Here is a 15,285-nt window from a genome sequence, read left to right as displayed (position 1 = left end):
AAGAATTCGAACCAAGTTTTCCAACCCAGGATGAAAAATAAACGAAGTTTGGCAGCGCAATCGCCAGAACTTTCTCGGTTGCCTTGAACTCAGCCTCGTCTTCTCCATGCGACGTCTAGGTGACAAGGAATAGGATATGCGGGGGAGCGCTTAGTTTACGGATGCGATGTAATCGACCAGAACGGCATGCGCCGTCAAGGACATTGAAGCCTTGAATACTGCCGCTCAGCTTCCCAGATCATCCTCGACCCGCTGGTCCGGGCCCCTCTGGTGATCGTCCTCGGCGCGTTCACGATGTCGGACCTCAAACCGACAGATGCCGCAGGCTACGGGACCAGATTATGATTGCAGATATTGCTGCCTGGATGTTTACACTGTTCGTTGTCGATCCCCTTCACGCCGAGATGCGGCAACATCTCGAACGCGCAAATGCGCCTGTCGAAATCGTGCAGCAGTCGCGGCAGTGCTTGGAGTCCGATGTACCGCGTCTTATCGACAAGGCCGGCGACGAGCCGGGCTGGGCAATTGCCACGGCCATTGGCATCTCGACCGGATGGACATCCCCTGAGACGCTATTTGATGGAGCTGATCCAGCCTGCAGCGCGTTGCGTGGACTAATCGGTACAGAGAACGCACGCGAGATGGAAGGTTGACTTTGGAAACGCCGGGCTGCAAGCGCGCTACCAGCACAGCGTCGATGACTTTGTCTCGTCTCGTACATGAAGCACGCAACCGGGACGGCTGACGATTGCCGACGCTCTCGAGCCGATGGGAAGCGATCACCATAACGACCAGCGAGAAGCCGCTCAAATCGCACAGAGATGCTATAGGGACGAAGATGTTGACATGGTGATTAGCGGCGTCAATTCCGACCCCAGCCTGGCGATGACGGCTGTTGCAGCACAGCACGGCAAGCCGATTTTGGTGGTCGGCGGCGACACGTCGGTTCAAGCACGCGAGCGATCTGCGCCTTCTATCATCCAGTACGCCTATAGCACCGTGGCCTAGCAACCGTGCCGGGGCTGGCGCTGACGCGCCAGGGACTAAAGCGGTGGTTCTTTGTGACCGCCGACTACCCCTTCGGCCGCGAGCTTCAGGCGCACGGCACGCATGCTATCGAATCGGCTGGCGGCACCGTGGTCGGCTCCGTCAAGAACCCGCACGGAGAGAACGATTTCTCACCCTTTCTCCAGGCGGCGCGCGACAGCAAGGCAGAGGTTCTCGGCCTTGCCAACGGCCATGCGGAGCTACTCAAAGCCATGGCGGCTATGGAGAAGATGAACCTGACCGGGCGCATGAAGCTGGTCGGATTGCTCACCTTCATTGATGACGTCCATGAGATGGACTTGAGAAAGCGCAGGATCTTTACCTTGCCGACAGCTGGTTTTGGACGCGCGACACAGAAAGCCGCCAATGGACGGAACGCTTCGACGCCCGTCAAAATCGTATGCCCTCCTCCCTGCAGGCGGCAGATTATTCCGCAACCCTGCAGTACCTGAAAGCCGTGGAAGACGTCGGCAGTACCGAGCCGGCAGCACTTATCGGCCGGTTGCGTAGTACCAGCTTGAACGACATGTACGTGAAGAATGGCCGAATTCGCGAAGACGGCACCATGGTTCACGACATGTATCTGCTTCGCGTGAAAAAGCCGCAGGAATCCCAACGCGACTGGGACTTCTATGAGCCCGTTGCCACGTTTCGGGTGATGAGGCGTTCCCCCGCAGGATTTATCTTAACTTGCGACAGTCGTGGGCGGCTGACACCTTGCGTGAACTGCTCGCTACTGAGGACCGTGTCGGACTGTTTCGTAGCGCCGCTTAGACCCGTCCTCAAGGAATGTTCGCATGGCAATAACGCGTTCTTCTACACTCCTCATGCCCAATGGAAACAGAGACCTGTTCTCCGGCCCCTCTTGCCTTCGTCGCAAAATTCTATCCCAATCTTGCTCCGAATATCCTCCCCGCCGCCGCGGTTGCAGCCATGGCGAGTGCCCCCAGAAGGTCACACGCACGGCGCCACGGACAATCCCCGCCCCACCGGCGGACGCGCCCAAGCTGCCGAGGACGCTGAGCGCCACCAGCGTGGAGACCGCCACGACGAGTGTGGTCTGCGCCGGTGGTGACAAGAGAGCGACGATCCGGGGAACGACCGCGCCGGCAGCGAAGGTCAAAGCCGAGACTACCGCTGCCTGTTTCGGATGCGCGGTCACCGTCTCGGAGATCCCAAGTTCGTCGCGGGCATGCGTCCCGAGGGCGTCACGTTCGGTCAGTTATACGGCGACCTTTTCGGCAAGATCACGATCGAGGCCGCGCTCGACATAGATCCGTGTAAGCTCTTCCAGCTCCGCTTCGGGCGTTTCCGCCAGTTCACGCATTTCCCGCGAGAGGTCCGCCTTTTTCGGCATCGGTCTGAGAACTGACCGAGACATACTCGCCCGCTGCCATGGACATCGCGCCTGCAACGAGCCCGGCAAGGCCGGCTATCAGCACTTCCGTCTGCCCCGGACCGGCCGCGGCAACGCCCCACGAGGCTTGACGTCGGACGATCCCGTTACTGGCGCCCAGTCCGCTGCGCGGAGCCAGTCGATCCGACGAGCCATATGGATTTCGGCGTGCGGGAGGCGGCTCATGATAGGTATTCCTTCAACTCGGAAATTTACGGCTCCGGTTCAGTCGCAACCGTCGAAGCAGAAGATTCATGCGGTTTGATCCGCAGGGCACGCAGCGCATTCAGGATCACGGCCACATCAATAAGCTCCTGAAGGAGAGCGCCCTGCACCGGCGTGAGATAGCCGAAGGCTGCGGCCACCATCCCGAGCACTGACAGGCCGATCCCGGCCAAGACGCTTTCGACCGCAATGCGCCTGGAGCGCCGGGCGATCTCGATGCCCGGCCCGAGGCGATCGACCCGGTCTACGAGCAGCACGACGTCGGCAGCCTCTGCCGAAGCTGCAGCACCCCGCGCGCCCATGGCCACACCCACATCCGCGGCGGCGAGCGCCGGAGCATCATTCACGCCATCGCCGACCATCATGACCGGACCGTTCTTGCGCTCGGTCAGGACCAGCAGGACCTTCTGGTCGGGCGTCAGTCCCGTCCGAAGGCCGTCCAGACCAAGGCCTTCGGTCACGCGTTCGGCCACCTCCGCACGATCCCCAGTCGCCAGAAGAATGCGTCCGACGCCTTCCCGCCGCAGTCCCGTCAGCATGGCTTCTGTACCGTCGCGCAAGGGATCGGCCATGACGAGATACCCCGCCAGATGACCGTCCACCGCGACGGCAACGAGGACAGATCCGGCTGCGAGAGCCGGGTGACTGCCTCTCGTTCGCCCGACGCGCCGGGTCACGAATCCGTCGCCGCCCACGATGACCTGGTGGCCATCCACGCTCCCGACAACGCCCTCGCCTGGGATCTCGGTTACCTCCGACGGCACCGGCAAGACGAGGCCACGTTCCTTCGCAGCCGCGACGATAGCCTGGGCGACGGGATGCTTTGATGCCTGATCGAGCGCTGCGGCTAGGCGCAGGATATCGCCTTCGGACATGCTGTCGTGGCTGTCGATCGAGACGATCTGCGGGCGTCCTTCAGTCAATGTGCCCGTCTTGTCGAGGATCAGTGTTCGGATGCGCGCCATCGCCTCGAGCGGCTTCGCCCCTTTGATGAGAACCCCGAAATGCGCCGCCCGCGACAGCCCGGCCACCAATGCCACCGGCACGGCCAGAATAAGGGGACAGGGGGTGGCCACGACCAGCACCGCGACGGTTCGGATCGGATCGCCCGTGAACCACCAGGCGGCGAAGGCCAGCGCAACGGTGACCGCGAGAAAGCCGAGCGACCAGCGATCCGCCAGCCTGGACATCGGCGCCTTCGACCTTTGAGCCTCTTCGACAAGCCGGACGATGCCGGCATAGGTGCTTTCCCTCGCTCGGCGGATTGCCTTCAGGTCGAAGGCCTCGCCGGCATTGGTCGAGCCGCTCATGGCCTCCGCGTCGCGCAAGAGACGGACCGGCAGGGATTCCCCGGTCAGCGGCGAGGTATCGAGAAAAGCCACATCCGAGGCGATCGTGCCATCCACGGGCACGACGTCGCCTTGCCGGATCAGCAAGCGGTCGCCCGGCCTGATCTCGTCGAGCGGCACGTCCTCGAGTTCGCCGTTTTGATGCCTCGTCGCCGTCCGCGGGACACGCGAGAGGAGATCCTGCATCTCCCGCCGTGCCTGGCCTTCGGCGAAGCTCTCAAGGAAGGTGCCGCCCGAATACATCACCGCGACGACGGCCGCGGCCAACGTTTCTCCGAATGTGAGTGCGGCTGACATTGACAGGGCTGCGACGATGTCGAGCCCGACCTCGCCTCGCCACAGGCTGCGAAGAATTTCCAGCAGGAGCGCGGCAAGGACCGGGATGACGCCGAGTGACCAGGCGATGCCGGCGGCGTCTGTCCGGCCAGAAAAGTGCAGCGCGAGCCCCGACACAAGGCCCGCCAATGCCATCATTAGAAGGGCTGTCTTGATTCGGTCTTTGCTAACATAATCCATTCGGCTCAATTCTATTTGACGCGATTTTCCGCTCGAAAGGCTTTCATCGATTGGGCTTCTCAGCCTTGATGTCGGTCAATCGGTGCGGCTCGAGGCGGACGCGGCACTTTCGAGAAGAGCGCTCCCACCGGGTGCGCATTGATGTCACCGACGTCGTCGCGCACGAGAAACAGAGCGTCGAGACCATGCTTTAGGGCGTAGGCACCGCCGGCGTCCAATCCAAGGATCATCAGCGCGGTCGCCCAGGCATCCGCCTCAGCGCAGGTTCTCGCGACGACGGTGACTGAGGCGGGTGCGTCTGTGACTGGCATGCCGCGGTGCGGGTTCATCGTGTGCGACAGGCGCCGCCCCTGGACTTCGACCCAATGACGATAGTCTCCGGACGTCGCGACGGACGCGTCATGAAGCGAGAGGATCGAGTGCGGAGCCCTGCGGTCGGAGTCGGGCGCCTCGACCGCGATGGCCCACGGCTCAGCATCTGGCCGTAGACCTATGGCCCGCATCTCGCCGTCGATACCGACGAGTGGACCGGATACCGAAAACGCCGAGCGTCCCAGGCCGTCAGATCAGCCCAGGCAAGGAGCGCGCCGGTGCCCTGGTCCAGATAGCCAGTGCCCCGGTCCGTCTTCAGCGTGAAGACATCTGTCGCATCGCCAGGATAGGGAAATGCCAGTTCGCGGAGCTCAGCGACCGGCGTGGTCGCGAGCAGTTCCATGTCGGTAATCGCGGTGCCGGTGTCGCCGCTCACGGTGGTGGGGATGGTCAGCCCAGCGCCACCGTCGAGCAGCAGATCGAAGGTGGACGCCGTCATCCAGAGCCCGAACGCCGCCTTTCCACGCATGTAATTCCAGCAGCCGCTCCAGATCGCAAGGTTTCCAATTGAGCAGTTCTCGTGCACCGGCGGACATTCAGATTCCCTCACCTGTTCCTCGCATCGACAGTCATCGTGGTTGCGCTCGGTTGGTGGCTAGCTTGCATTGTTTGCGCCAGACGAGATGGGCATTAACCCGAATTGATCTGGCGCAATGTTGAACGTGCGCACGCCCTTCATAGTGGATTTCCACGCGAAAATGTAGGTTTGGCGATGGGCAAGCGCAGTAGGTACGCGATCATGCTGGGAACAGTCGTGGCCATCGTCGTCTTTCCATGATGCTTCTCCTTTTCCCTTCATCGGGATTTCAGAGAACCATCTCAGCGGCTGAGTTTCATTGATCCCCATCAATCTGATGCTGACGGCGCGCCGCACCAAGCCTGAAATCCCGGTTTTCGGTTTATGGGAGCGCTTCGGCATGTAGTACTTTGGATCAACCGCCGGTGTTATGAGGGACCGGCGCGCTTCCTTCCGGCCACCAATGACATGAGTTTCCAACCCAAAAAAACCGTCATGACGACAGACGCAGCCAACCAGGTCGCGTTGCCTAGGAGATCTGCTACTTTCTGAATACTTCTGCTGAACGCCACCCCCAAGCTCATGTAAGCGCCGACCCAGATTGCCTCACCCAAGGCATCCCAGACCGAAAAACGGACCCACGAATAGCGACTCATCCCCGCGAAAAGATTTACATATGGTCCGAGTGGACTGAGCAGCCAGCGGCTGAAGAATATCCCCGCATCTCCCCATCGCGTTTCAAGCTGCTCGGCCTGTTTCAGCGCTTTATCTAGCCATTGAATGCTCTGCGCCATCTTGAACAGCCGTGATGAAGCCGAGCGCCCGAGGAGATATCCGGCCTGATCCCCGGCGATGGCGCCGGAAAGGCCGGCAACGAAGAATGGCAGGAGGGTCAACTCCCCTTGCCCAGCAAAAGAGCCGATGGCCAACATGACAAGCGACGTCGGGAATGGCACCCCCAGGCAATTCACCATCAGGACGATGAACAAAGCATAGACGCCCTGTTCGTCGATCAGGATGAAAAGCCACTCCGCCATTCTACTGGCCCGCAGGATTGCGACCAGGTTCGATGTCCTGATTGCGTTTAGCGGCAATCGCCTCTTCGAGAGTTCTACGGACCTCCGCGAATGACTTGCCCTGCTTCCTTGCTATTTCGCCCAATGGGCTTCGATCACGGACGCCTGCCGGAAGCCCCAACGCTGTCTGCAGCAGGATCGGGGAGACGCCATGCGAATTAGCCACATAACCGAGCGGCATCCACTCCTCTATTGGCTCGTCTTGGTGACTGGACCAGTAAATCGTCCGAACAGCTAGTCGCACCGCAAGGAAACCGGATATGCCTGCCGTTAGCGTGAAAGCGGCAAGCAGTGCTACGAAAATCTTTCGCTCCGGAAGAAATTTCATTGAGCCTTTCCCCCTGGAGCCGACCCTGCTCACGAGCGTTGCGCGTCTCCGGTCGATTTACGAATGAGGCCGCAAGGGCGGGAGCAACTTGGCGCGGTTCCCCAACATCCGATATATCTATTTTGTCTTCATTGCGTTCATAAGCACCTCCCCTTTGGTAATCCTGCCCTTCAAGCGCTGCGGTCACCTTGATGCCGATCAATCGCAAGCCCCGGCTGCCGGCAAGCACTGAACAACCAAAGCGGGTCGCATTCAGGAGCCCCTCATCCTATGTTACCAATACTCCTGCCGCCAATGCTGGATGCCGCGCCCGCGACACTCGCCTCGACCAAAGGCGCTTCCGCCGACGAGCTGATAGACGTATCGGTGCTGCTCTCGGAAGTCACTTCTGAACTGGAAACACAGCTATCGAACGCCGACGTCCGGGTTGCCGTCGAGGTCGCCGACACGAGCCCCGCGCCCGTCGAAATAAGGGCAGACCGGGTGCTGGTGCGTCTCGTGGCGCGCAATCTGATAGAGAACGCTATCCAGCACTCCCCCAAGGGCGGCGAGGTTAGTCGCCGCGTGCGAGGCTCAGAACAGGAGCAGCACGTCGTCGTTGAAAATCTCGACCAGGGGCCTGGTCATGGAAGCGGGCTCGGGCTGTCGATCGTCCAGATGGCTCTCGACCGCCTGGGAGGTAGCCGGCATTCGAGAGAGGAAGCCGCTGGTTCGTGAAAGCCTCGTTCCCTGTCTGAGCCTTGGACTGGCTTGACATAATAACATTATATATTATTATATATCATATATCGAATTTTGAATAGGAAGCCAGTCATGCCTGTAACCAAATTGTCCGAGAAGCTTTCGATCTCGTCGCAGCCCAGCATTGATGACATCCAATCGCTTCGCCACGAAGGGTTTAGTACCATTATCAACAACCGACCGGATAACGAAGAGCCCGGACAGCCGGGAACAGAGACCGAGGCCCAAGAAGCGAAACACTGCAAGCTGTCCTATTCCTTCATCCCGGTCACCGCAGCCTCGATCACCGAGGCGGACGTACGTGCTTTTCAGCGTGCGGTAGATGAATCTGAAGGTCCCGTCCTCGCCCATTGCCAAACCGGCAAGCGCTCGCTGAACCTCTACCTGATCGGTGAGGTCCTTGACGGACGCATGACTGCCGACGAGGTCGTCGAATTCGGACGCAGCCCCGGCTTCGACACAAGCGCCTCTGCCATTTGGCTTGAGACACACGCGTCGCATCGACCGCAGGTCAAGGGCTTTTTCGACAAGCGCACCTGGAGTGTTCAGTATGTGGTTTCTGATCCAGTAACGAACAAATGCGCCATCATCGATCCGGTGCTCGATTTCGACGAGAAGGCCGGAGCGACCGCGACCATCAATGCCGACGCAATCCTCGACTACGTCCGTGACAAGGGGTTGACCGTGGAGTGGATCCTCGACACCCATCCGCATGCCGACCACTTCTCTGCGGCCCAGTATCTGAAGGAGAAGACCGGTGCCCGCTCCGCCATCGGCGAGCGCGTCATGGATGTCCAGAAACTCTGGAAGGGCATCTACAATTGGCCGGAGCTTGCCACCGACGGCTCCCAATGGGACCGGCTGTTCGCCCATGGCGAGACATTCAAGGTCGGATCTATCGATGCGAAGGTCCTGTTCTCACCCGGACACACGCTCGCCTCGATTACCTATGTGGTCGGTGACGCCGCGTTCGTCCATGACACGCTGTTCATGCCCGACAGCGGCACGGCGCGCGCCGACTTCCCCGGCGGCGACGCCCGCATCCTGTGGAAGTCGATCCAGGACATCCTCGCACTCCCGGACGAGACCCGCATCTTCACCGGACATGACTACCAGCCGGACGGTCGCGCGCCTCGCTGGGAAAGCACTGTCGCCGAGCAAAGGAAGTCCAACCCGCATATTGCCGGAGTGACCGAAGAGGAATTCGTGGCGCTGCGGACGAAGCGCGACAAGACGCTGCCGATGCCGAAGCTCATTTTGCATGCGCTTCAGGTGAACATCCGGGGCGGGCGTCTGCCGGAGCCGGAGGCCAACGGTAAGCGCTACCTCAAGTTCCCGCTCGATGCATTGCAGGGAGCGGCATGGGAATGAGCACCAATACTAAGACGACGATGAAGGCGGAGCTCTCCCCCTCCGAGATGGCCGGCCGGGCCGGAGAGGTCGCCAATCTCCTGAAGACGTTGTCCCACCAGGCCCGTCTGATGATCGTCTGCACGCTGGTCGAAGGCGAGTTTTCGGTCAGCGAACTCGAGGAAAAGCTCGACATCCATCAGCCGCATCTTTCCCAGCATCTGACGGTGCTGCGGAGCTCCGGAATTGTCGAAACACGGCGGGAGGGAAAGCAGATCTTCTACCGGCTAGCCGAAGAGAAGGCCGCACAACTGGTCTCCGCCCTCTATGACATCTTCTGCGTAAAGGGAGAGACATGAACATCTATCTCCAGTCTCTGGCCGGCGGCATGCTGATCGGCGTATCCGCGGTCATGCTCCTGCTTCTGAACGGCCGGATCGCCGGGATCAGCGGGATTGTCGGGCGTCTGGCCCAAGGCGTCGAACTGACCACCAATCTCGCCTTCGTGCTGGGACTGCTGCTTGGTCCGCTGGTGTACCTGCTTGCATTCGACGGATGGCCGACCGTCGAGATCGCAGCGGGCTGGCCGCTGATCATCGTCGCCGGACTGCTGGTCGGCTTCGGTTCTCGCATGGGCTCCGGATGCACCAGCGGCCACGGCGTGCTCGGGCTTGCCCGCCTCTCTCCACGATCCATGGTGGCCGTCGCCACCTTCCTGTCGGCCGGCGTGGTCGCAGTCACCGTTCTACGAGGTCTCGGACTATGAACAGAAACATCTATCAGTTCGGCGCCGCGCTCTTGTCCGGCATGGTCTTCGGCTTCGGCCTGTCGCTCTCGGGCATGCTCAATCCGGTTCGCGTCCAGGGCTTCCTCGACGTCTTCGGCAACTGGGATCCAAGTCTTGCCTTCGTTCTTGGCGGCGCCGTCGCCGTCGCCTTCATCGGCGTACAGGTGATGAAGAAGATGCGCCATCCCGCCTTCGACGACAGCTTCCATGTTCCCACGAGCCGGAGGATCGACGGGCCGCTGGTCACCGGCTCGGCCCTCTTCGGCCTCGGCTGGGGAATAGGCGGCTTTTGTCCCGGCCCTGCCGTCGCTTCTCTGTCGGTTGGAATTCCACAGACGTTGCTGTTCGTGGTCGCCATGCTCATCGGTATGACACTTTACGACCAGGTCTGGAGCAGAAAGACATGAGTCCTTCCGTTCTGTCGGCCGTCGGTTCCGGCGGGATCGTCGGCTTCATGCTGGGCCTGCTCGGCGGTGGAGGCTCAATCCTGGTCACGCCGCTCCTCCTCTACGTGGTCGGCGTGGCGCAGCCACACATCGCGATCGGAACCGGCGCGCTCGCAGTCTCGGTGAATGCCTTCGCCAACTTCGCAGACCATGCGATCAAGGGCCATGTCTGGTGGCGCTGTGCAGCCGTGTTTTCCGCACTTGGCGTCATCGGCGCTCTTGCCGGCTCCAGCCTCGGAAAGGCGATGGATGGAGACCGGCTGATCTTCCTGTTCGGCATTCTGATGGTCGTCGTCGGCGCCCTGATGCTCAAGCCGAGGAAGCCGACCTCCGTCGAAAACCGGCCGGTCGACCTCAGGATGTGCCTGGTCACCGCAGCGGTCGCATTAGCCGCCGGCGCGGCTTCCGGCTTCTTCGGGATCGGCGGCGGCTTCCTGATCGTGCCAGGCCTAATGCTGGCGACCGGCATGCCGATGATCAACGCGATCGGCACGTCGCTCCTGTCAGTCGGCGCGTTCGGGCTGGCGACTGCGCTGAACTACGCCGCCTCCGGCCTCGTGGACTGGTGGCTTGCCATGGAGTTTATCGGTGGAGGCGTCGCAGGCGGCCTGCTTGGCATGATGCTGGCAACTCGACTGAGTGGCTACAAGAACATCCTCAACCGTCTCTTCGCGGCGCTCATCTTTGTGGTCGCAGGTTACATCTTCTACCGGAGCTGGGGTGCCACGACGGCTTGACGTCAACCCCGCGAACGCCTCTGGACGTGGCATTCCGACGCGCGACACAGGGTGTGGTTGGCCTGGACAAATATCTCCCTACAGTGGGGTTCGACAGGCCGATCCATTCAGTCACGATGCCGCGCCGGAACCGGGGCGGCGGCACTAAGTTCGAGGGTCTTCAACAATGGAGTCGTCATGACCTTCCTCGGTTTCGATGCGGAGATGCTGGCGCGAATGCAGTTCGCGTTCACCGTCTCGTTTCACTTCCTGTTTCCCGCCTTTTCGATCGGGACGGCAAGCTACCTCGCCGTCCTGAACGCGCTCTGGCTCTGGAAGCGCGACGAAGCCTATCTCAAGCTCTTCGAATACTGGAAGACGATCTTCGCGGTGACCTTCGCCATGGGCGTCGTATCGGGGATTGTGATGAGCTACCAGTTCGGCACCAACTGGTCCGCCTTCTCGGACAAGGCGGGCCCGGTCATCGGACCGCTGATGGGCTACGAGGTCCTTACCGCCTTCTTCCTTGAGGCGGGCTTCCTCGGCATCGCCCTGTTCGGCCGCAAACGCGTCGGAGACACGGCCCACATGGTGGCTGTCGCCATGGTCGCGATAGGAACGCTGATCTCGGCGACGTGGATCACGGCGGCCAATAGCTGGATGCATACGCCGGCTGGATTCGGAGTCGACGCCAATGACGTCTTCGTTCCTCAGGACTGGTGGAAGATCATCTTCAACCCGTCCTTCCCATATAGGATGACCCATACCGTGATGGCGGCTTTCCTGACCACCGCCTTCGCAGTGGGCGCAGTCGGCGCCTTGCATCTGCTGAAGGACCGGACGAACCGCCAGGCCCGGATCATGTTCTCGATGGCGATGTGGATGGCGGCAATCGTTACTCCGATCCAGATCTTCGTCGGCGACCTGCATGGCCTGAACACGCTCGAACATCAGCCTGCGAAGATCGCAGCCATGGAAGGACATTACGAGACGCACAAGAACGGCGCTCCTCTCGTCCTGTTCGGCATTCCGGACGACGAGGCGGAGACAACCCGCTACGCGGTCGAGGTGCCGAAGCTCGGCTCGCTGATCCTAACGCATGAGCTAAACGGCGAGATCAAGGGTCTGAAGGAATGGCCCCGCGACCAGCGTCCTCCGGCGCTCATGCCGTTCATCACCTTCCGGATCATGGTAGGCCTCGGCTTTCTGATGCTCGGCGTCGGGCTTTGGTCTCTTTGGGCGCGCTGGAAGGGAACCCTTTATGACACGCCGTGGCTCCACCGTGTCGCGGTGGCAATGGGAGGTTCCGGCTTCGTAGCGGTGCTTGCCGGCTGGTACACGACCGAGGTCGGGCGTCAGCCCTGGACGGTGTACGGGCACCTTCGGACCGCCGAGAGTCTTTCGCCGGTCTCCGCTCCCGCAGTCGGGACCTCGCTGCTCATCTTCATCGCCGTCTACTTCGTGGTCTTCGGTGTGGGCGTCTATTATCTGCTGAAGCTCATGCGGCGGTCGCCGACCCCTCTGGATGCGGATCAAGAACTGGATGCTGGTCCGATCCGGACGGCGGGCATTATGCCAGGTGCTGCACAGGATCATCCGATTGGAGGACGACATGGACATTGATCTTTCCTTCGTCTGGGCAGGGATCATCGCCTTCGCGGTCCTCGCCTATGTCGTGCTGGACGGCTTCGACCTCGGCATCGGCATCGTCTTCCCGTTCTTCCGCCAGAGGCGCGACCGCGATGTGATGACGAACTCGATCGCTCCCGTCTGGGATGGCAACGAGACATGGCTGGTGCTCGGCGGCGGCGGCCTCATGGCCGTATTCCCGCTGGCCTACGCGATCATCATGCCGGCGCTTTACATGCCGATCATCCTGATGCTGGTCAGCCTGATCTTCCGCGGCGTCGCCTTCGAGTTCCGCTGGCGCACGCATCACGAGTCCCATCTCTGGGACTTCGGCTTCTGGATCGGATCATCGGTCGCGGCTCTGATGCAGGGGATTGCTCTTGGAGCTCTCGTACAGGGTATTTCCGTCGAGGGAAGGCAGTATGCTGGCGGCTGGTGGGACTGGCTCACCCCCTTCTCGATACTGACCGGCGTTGCGGTTCTCGTCGGCTATGCGCTGCTCGGGGTGACGTGGCTCAATCTGAAGACGTCCGGAGAGATCCAGGCCCGGTCTGCAAAGCTCGCGCGTCCACTGAGTCTCGGTCTCCTGGCGCTGATCGGCGCGGTGTCGCTCTGGACGCCGTTCATCAACGAGATATACTTCGAACGCTGGTTCGGCTGGCCGACCGCCTTCTTCTCTTCCCTCGTGCCGCTGATGCTTGCGCTTTGCGCGTTTTTGCTCTGGCACGGCCTCACTCACGGCAAGCATCTGCAGCCATTCCTGTCGGCGCTCGGCCTGTTCGTGCTGAGCTTCGTCGGCCTGGGGATCAGCTTCTATCCGTACATGATTCCCGGCGTGCTCACGATCAGGGACGCCGCCGCTCCGGCGAGTTCGCTGAAGTTCCTGCTCGTGGGAGCCGTCGTGCTCGTCCCCATGATCCTTGCCTACACTGCCTACGCCTACTGGGTCTTCCGCGGCAAGATCGACCCGCAAGAGGGATACCACTGATGGGCGAGGCTCTTCGAAAGACGGCGTGGTTTATCGGGCTGTGGCTGGCCGGCGTCGGAACCGTCGCCGCCGTAGGTCTGGTGGTTAGAGCATTTCTGGCTTGAGCATGTTGTTCGCAGCGCACCTGCGAATTCAGCGCGTGTTTTGACGTCCGCGAGATCGAGCAAGCACGAGGCTGCGGCCATTCGACTGGCCCCGACTTTCGGAGCCGATTTACGTGTATCATTTGTCTTGATGTAGGGCCTCACCGTCAGCGGTTAGAAGCTCCTCTCAAAACGAACATCCCCGCCGGCTCGAGGTGGCGAACCCGACCGGACCATTGCCGGGTTCGCCTCTCCATCAGGCGGCCATCTTCTCGCAGCTATCCGCACACTTCCTGCAGGCGTTGACGCAGCTCTGCATGTCGCCGATACGTTCGCAGTCGTCAGCGCACTGGCGGCAGATCTCCGCACATTCCTGGCAGGTGTGCCTGTGGTGTTCGGTGCCGATCAGCATTAGGTGGGCGGACGTCCTGCACATCTCCGCGCAGGCCATCATAAGCTTGAAATGGGAGGGTTCGGTGTGCTTCCCGCCCATCTCGAGGCAGTGCCCCATCACCATCGAGAGGCACTCGCGATAGCACACGAGGCAGTTGTCGATGCATTCCTTCATCTCGGTAGACATGTGGTGCATCACTTCGCCTCCTTCTCGACCCAGGCAGTCAGTTCCTTGATCTCCTTGGTTTGGTCGTCGATGATCTTCTGGGCCTGCGCCTTCGTCTCGGCGTTCTTGCCGTACTTAAGCTCAACCTGCGCCATGCTGATCGCTCCCATGTGGTGGGCGATCATTCCGCAGGCGAAGGACACGTCCGGATCCTTCTTCATCATGCCCTGCACCATGTTCATGTTCATGGCTTTCATGCCGTCCATCGATTCCTTTTGGAATTCGGCCATGCCAGACATCTCGTGGCCCTGCATGGACATGTCGCCGCCCGACGACATTTCTGACTTGCACTTGGACGGATAGGCCGTCTGGGCCGTCGCCGGACCGACCGTTGCGATTGCAGCCGGGGAAAGAAGCGCGCTTGCGATTGCGATCTTGATTACGTTGTTCATGTTGAACTCCCGTTTCGTAAGAATGTCTTCATGGTCACGTAGCAAGAGGTCGTGGAGGCGGATCGATAGAGGTCACCAGCAGCAGGGGCTGCTCGACCTTTACATGGGAATGAGGCCCGTCCTGAATCGCCGAGGGTAGCCGCGGCGAAGCAGGGTACGGCAGCATCGGACAGCAGTGCATGCTGCCGCAGCAGCCCGCTTGGACATCCGTATCATCATGATGGTCGACCGAACCGTCATCATGAGCCGTCTGGCAATGATGCGGAGATGCGGCAGCCGGCACCATGGCGGACAGGTTCATCAGCACCACCGCGACGGCGAAGGCGCATAGGACGGACCGTAGGCCAGGCTTGAGATTCATTCGGCACTCCCGAGGTTGCTGCGCGAACATCGCAGGAGGAAGAAAGTTCCAGCTTTCGAGCGTATGTGGAATGGGAAACGTGGGCGACTCCGGCTCGCAGAATTATAAGTCGGCGACAACCTATAGATCAGCGTCGGAGCCGAAGGTGCGGATGATCACGATCCCGAACCAGCCCGAGCGTACCCACCCTGTTGGATACCACTGACGTGCCCCCAATAATTTAGGCCATTTGGAACTGGAATTTTCCACTTACAGCATCACGCGTGCTTGTTTGTTGCCCGCTTTGCTGATGCCCTGATCTCGATGCACCTCTCCACTGGAATACGGGCTGGGAGACAGTCCGAGGT

At 60.9% G+C, this 15,285-nt stretch carries 19 protein-coding genes and 3 pseudogenes; 11 read left to right on the top strand and 11 right to left on the bottom strand.

Annotation, left to right across the window (positions count from 1 at the left end; translation table 11 throughout):
• The first annotated feature begins 341 nt into the window (after positions 1–341).
• The 3 genes from EDE09_RS27675 (at position 342) to EDE09_RS28800 (ending at position 1,499) form a co-directional block, all read left to right on the top strand.
• Positions 342–653 (top strand): hypothetical protein, encoded by a 312-nt coding sequence (locus tag EDE09_RS27675; RefSeq protein ID WP_112796923.1) that lies wholly within the window; start codon positions 342–344, stop codon positions 651–653.
• A 115-nt stretch (positions 654–768) separates the two neighbouring features.
• A complete protein-coding gene (locus tag EDE09_RS28920; RefSeq protein WP_165924282.1) occupies positions 769–1,008 on the top strand; it encodes an ABC transporter substrate-binding protein in 240 nt (79 codons plus the stop codon).
• 5 nt (positions 1,009–1,013) lie between these two features.
• Positions 1,014–1,499: an ABC transporter substrate-binding protein gene (locus EDE09_RS28800; RefSeq protein ID WP_112796919.1), complete on the top strand. Its 486-nt coding sequence runs from the start codon at positions 1,014–1,016 to the stop codon at positions 1,497–1,499.
• Between the two features lie 432 nt (positions 1,500–1,931).
• Here EDE09_RS28800 and EDE09_RS27660 read toward each other — a convergent pair.
• The 7 genes and pseudogenes from EDE09_RS27660 to EDE09_RS27630 all read right to left on the bottom strand — a co-directional run bounded on the left by EDE09_RS27660 (position 1,932) and on the right by EDE09_RS27630 (position 6,826).
• Positions 1,932–2,629: pseudogene (locus tag EDE09_RS27660) on the bottom strand (VIT family protein).
• 26 nt (positions 2,630–2,655) lie between these two features.
• A complete protein-coding gene (locus EDE09_RS27655; RefSeq protein WP_132413566.1) occupies positions 2,656–4,533 on the bottom strand; it encodes a heavy metal translocating P-type ATPase in 1,878 nt (625 codons plus the stop codon).
• A 59-nt stretch (positions 4,534–4,592) separates the two neighbouring features.
• Positions 4,593–5,085: pseudogene (locus tag EDE09_RS27650) on the bottom strand (FAD:protein FMN transferase); the annotation flags it as partial.
• 1 nt (position 5,086) lies between these two features.
• Positions 5,087–5,374: pseudogene (locus tag EDE09_RS28985) on the bottom strand (N-acetylglucosamine transferase); the annotation flags it as partial.
• A gap of 126 nt (positions 5,375–5,500) precedes the next feature.
• On the bottom strand, positions 5,501–5,824 hold the full coding sequence (locus tag EDE09_RS27640) for a hypothetical protein (RefSeq protein WP_132413564.1): 324 nt from the start codon (positions 5,822–5,824) through the stop codon (positions 5,501–5,503).
• A 26-nt stretch (positions 5,825–5,850) separates the two neighbouring features.
• Positions 5,851–6,459 (bottom strand): DedA family protein, encoded by a 609-nt coding sequence (locus tag EDE09_RS27635; RefSeq protein ID WP_132413562.1) that lies wholly within the window; start codon positions 6,457–6,459, stop codon positions 5,851–5,853.
• 1 nt (position 6,460) lies between these two features.
• On the bottom strand, positions 6,461–6,826 hold the full coding sequence (locus tag EDE09_RS27630) for a hypothetical protein (RefSeq protein ID WP_105374933.1): 366 nt from the start codon (positions 6,824–6,826) through the stop codon (positions 6,461–6,463).
• A gap of 270 nt (positions 6,827–7,096) precedes the next feature.
• On the opposite strand from EDE09_RS27630, the gene EDE09_RS27625 reads away from it, so the two are divergent.
• The 8 genes from EDE09_RS27625 to cydB all read left to right on the top strand — a co-directional run bounded on the left by EDE09_RS27625 (position 7,097) and on the right by cydB (position 13,483).
• Positions 7,097–7,543, top strand: coding sequence for an ATP-binding protein (locus tag EDE09_RS27625; RefSeq protein WP_105374934.1), 447 nt, complete (start codon positions 7,097–7,099; stop codon positions 7,541–7,543).
• 96 nt (positions 7,544–7,639) lie between these two features.
• On the top strand, positions 7,640–8,938 hold the full coding sequence (gene blh / locus EDE09_RS27620) for a bifunctional sulfur transferase/dioxygenase Blh (RefSeq protein WP_132413560.1): 1,299 nt from the start codon (positions 7,640–7,642) through the stop codon (positions 8,936–8,938).
• Positions 8,929–9,276 carry a sulfite-sensing transcriptional repressor BigR gene (gene bigR, locus EDE09_RS27615; RefSeq protein ID WP_132413558.1) on the top strand — a complete coding sequence of 116 codons (348 nt, stop codon included), beginning with the start codon at positions 8,929–8,931 and terminating at the stop codon, positions 9,274–9,276. Before blh ends, bigR begins: the two co-directional genes overlap by 10 nt.
• Positions 9,273–9,683: a YeeE/YedE family protein gene (locus tag EDE09_RS27610; RefSeq protein WP_105374937.1), complete on the top strand. Its 411-nt coding sequence runs from the start codon at positions 9,273–9,275 to the stop codon at positions 9,681–9,683. Before bigR ends, EDE09_RS27610 begins: the two co-directional genes overlap by 4 nt.
• Positions 9,680–10,111, top strand: coding sequence for a YeeE/YedE family protein (locus EDE09_RS27605; RefSeq protein ID WP_132413556.1), 432 nt, complete (start codon positions 9,680–9,682; stop codon positions 10,109–10,111). Before EDE09_RS27610 ends, EDE09_RS27605 begins: the two co-directional genes overlap by 4 nt.
• Complete coding sequence (locus EDE09_RS27600; RefSeq protein WP_207914892.1) at positions 10,108–10,887, top strand: sulfite exporter TauE/SafE family protein; 780 nt, start codon at positions 10,108–10,110, stop codon at positions 10,885–10,887. Before EDE09_RS27605 ends, EDE09_RS27600 begins: the two co-directional genes overlap by 4 nt.
• 177 nt (positions 10,888–11,064) lie before the next feature.
• Entirely contained in the window at positions 11,065–12,489 is a 1,425-nt protein-coding gene (locus EDE09_RS27595; RefSeq protein WP_105374939.1) for a cytochrome ubiquinol oxidase subunit I, read from the top strand.
• Positions 12,479–13,483 carry a cytochrome d ubiquinol oxidase subunit II gene (gene cydB / locus EDE09_RS27590; RefSeq protein WP_132413554.1) on the top strand — a complete coding sequence of 335 codons (1,005 nt, stop codon included), beginning with the start codon at positions 12,479–12,481 and terminating at the stop codon, positions 13,481–13,483. Before EDE09_RS27595 ends, cydB begins: the two co-directional genes overlap by 11 nt.
• Positions 13,484–13,822: 339 nt before the next feature.
• Here cydB and EDE09_RS27580 read toward each other — a convergent pair whose 3' ends face one another.
• The 4 genes from EDE09_RS27580 to EDE09_RS28795 all read right to left on the bottom strand — a co-directional run bounded on the left by EDE09_RS27580 (position 13,823) and on the right by EDE09_RS28795 (position 15,277).
• Positions 13,823–14,155 (bottom strand): four-helix bundle copper-binding protein, encoded by a 333-nt coding sequence (locus tag EDE09_RS27580; protein WP_132413552.1) that lies wholly within the window; start codon positions 14,153–14,155, stop codon positions 13,823–13,825.
• A complete protein-coding gene (locus EDE09_RS27575) occupies positions 14,155–14,577 on the bottom strand; it encodes a DUF305 domain-containing protein (RefSeq protein WP_132413550.1) in 423 nt (140 codons plus the stop codon). The genes EDE09_RS27580 and EDE09_RS27575 overlap by 1 nt, the downstream gene beginning before the upstream one ends.
• A 34-nt stretch (positions 14,578–14,611) precedes the next feature.
• Complete coding sequence (locus EDE09_RS27570) at positions 14,612–14,938, bottom strand: hypothetical protein (RefSeq protein ID WP_132413548.1); 327 nt, start codon at positions 14,936–14,938, stop codon at positions 14,612–14,614.
• 249 nt (positions 14,939–15,187) lie between these two features.
• Positions 15,188–15,277 (bottom strand): transposase, encoded by a 90-nt coding sequence (locus EDE09_RS28795; protein WP_281033685.1) that lies wholly within the window; start codon positions 15,275–15,277, stop codon positions 15,188–15,190.
• Positions 15,278–15,285 lie beyond the last annotated feature (8 nt).

Source organism: Neorhizobium sp. S3-V5DH (assembly GCF_004343065.1).
GTDB lineage: Bacteria > Pseudomonadota > Alphaproteobacteria > Rhizobiales > Rhizobiaceae > Neorhizobium > Neorhizobium huautlense.
Note: the sequence above shows the minus strand (reverse complement) of the source record. Positions and strands in the feature narration are given on the sequence as shown.

What these genes read in the sequence shown, in the direction of transcription:
- EDE09_RS27675 (WP_112796923.1), top strand. Translation starts at nt 342, where the DNA reads ATGATTGCAGATATTGCTGCCTGGATGTTTACACTGTTCGTTGTCGAT.
- EDE09_RS28920 (WP_165924282.1), top strand. Translation starts at nt 769, where the DNA reads ATGGGAAGCGATCACCATAACGACCAGCGAGAAGCCGCTCAAATCGCA.
- EDE09_RS27655 (WP_132413566.1), bottom strand. Translation starts at nt 4,533, where the DNA reads ATGGATTATGTTAGCAAAGACCGAATCAAGACAGCCCTTCTAATGATG.
- EDE09_RS27640 (WP_132413564.1), bottom strand. Translation starts at nt 5,824, where the DNA reads ATGCCGAAGCGCTCCCATAAACCGAAAACCGGGATTTCAGGCTTGGTG.
- EDE09_RS27635 (WP_132413562.1), bottom strand. Translation starts at nt 6,459, where the DNA reads ATGGCGGAGTGGCTTTTCATCCTGATCGACGAACAGGGCGTCTATGCT.
- EDE09_RS27630 (WP_105374933.1), bottom strand. Translation starts at nt 6,826, where the DNA reads ATGAAATTTCTTCCGGAGCGAAAGATTTTCGTAGCACTGCTTGCCGCT.
- EDE09_RS27625 (WP_105374934.1), top strand. Translation starts at nt 7,097, where the DNA reads ATGTTACCAATACTCCTGCCGCCAATGCTGGATGCCGCGCCCGCGACA.
- blh (WP_132413560.1), top strand. Translation starts at nt 7,640, where the DNA reads ATGCCTGTAACCAAATTGTCCGAGAAGCTTTCGATCTCGTCGCAGCCC.
- bigR (WP_132413558.1), top strand. Translation starts at nt 8,929, where the DNA reads ATGGGAATGAGCACCAATACTAAGACGACGATGAAGGCGGAGCTCTCC.
- EDE09_RS27610 (WP_105374937.1), top strand. Translation starts at nt 9,273, where the DNA reads ATGAACATCTATCTCCAGTCTCTGGCCGGCGGCATGCTGATCGGCGTA.
- EDE09_RS27605 (WP_132413556.1), top strand. Translation starts at nt 9,680, where the DNA reads ATGAACAGAAACATCTATCAGTTCGGCGCCGCGCTCTTGTCCGGCATG.
- EDE09_RS27600 (WP_207914892.1), top strand. Translation starts at nt 10,108, where the DNA reads ATGAGTCCTTCCGTTCTGTCGGCCGTCGGTTCCGGCGGGATCGTCGGC.
- EDE09_RS27595 (WP_105374939.1), top strand. Translation starts at nt 11,065, where the DNA reads ATGACCTTCCTCGGTTTCGATGCGGAGATGCTGGCGCGAATGCAGTTC.
- cydB (WP_132413554.1), top strand. Translation starts at nt 12,479, where the DNA reads ATGGACATTGATCTTTCCTTCGTCTGGGCAGGGATCATCGCCTTCGCG.
- EDE09_RS27580 (WP_132413552.1), bottom strand. Translation starts at nt 14,155, where the DNA reads ATGCACCACATGTCTACCGAGATGAAGGAATGCATCGACAACTGCCTC.
- EDE09_RS27575 (WP_132413550.1), bottom strand. Translation starts at nt 14,577, where the DNA reads ATGAACAACGTAATCAAGATCGCAATCGCAAGCGCGCTTCTTTCCCCG.
- EDE09_RS27570 (WP_132413548.1), bottom strand. Translation starts at nt 14,938, where the DNA reads ATGAATCTCAAGCCTGGCCTACGGTCCGTCCTATGCGCCTTCGCCGTC.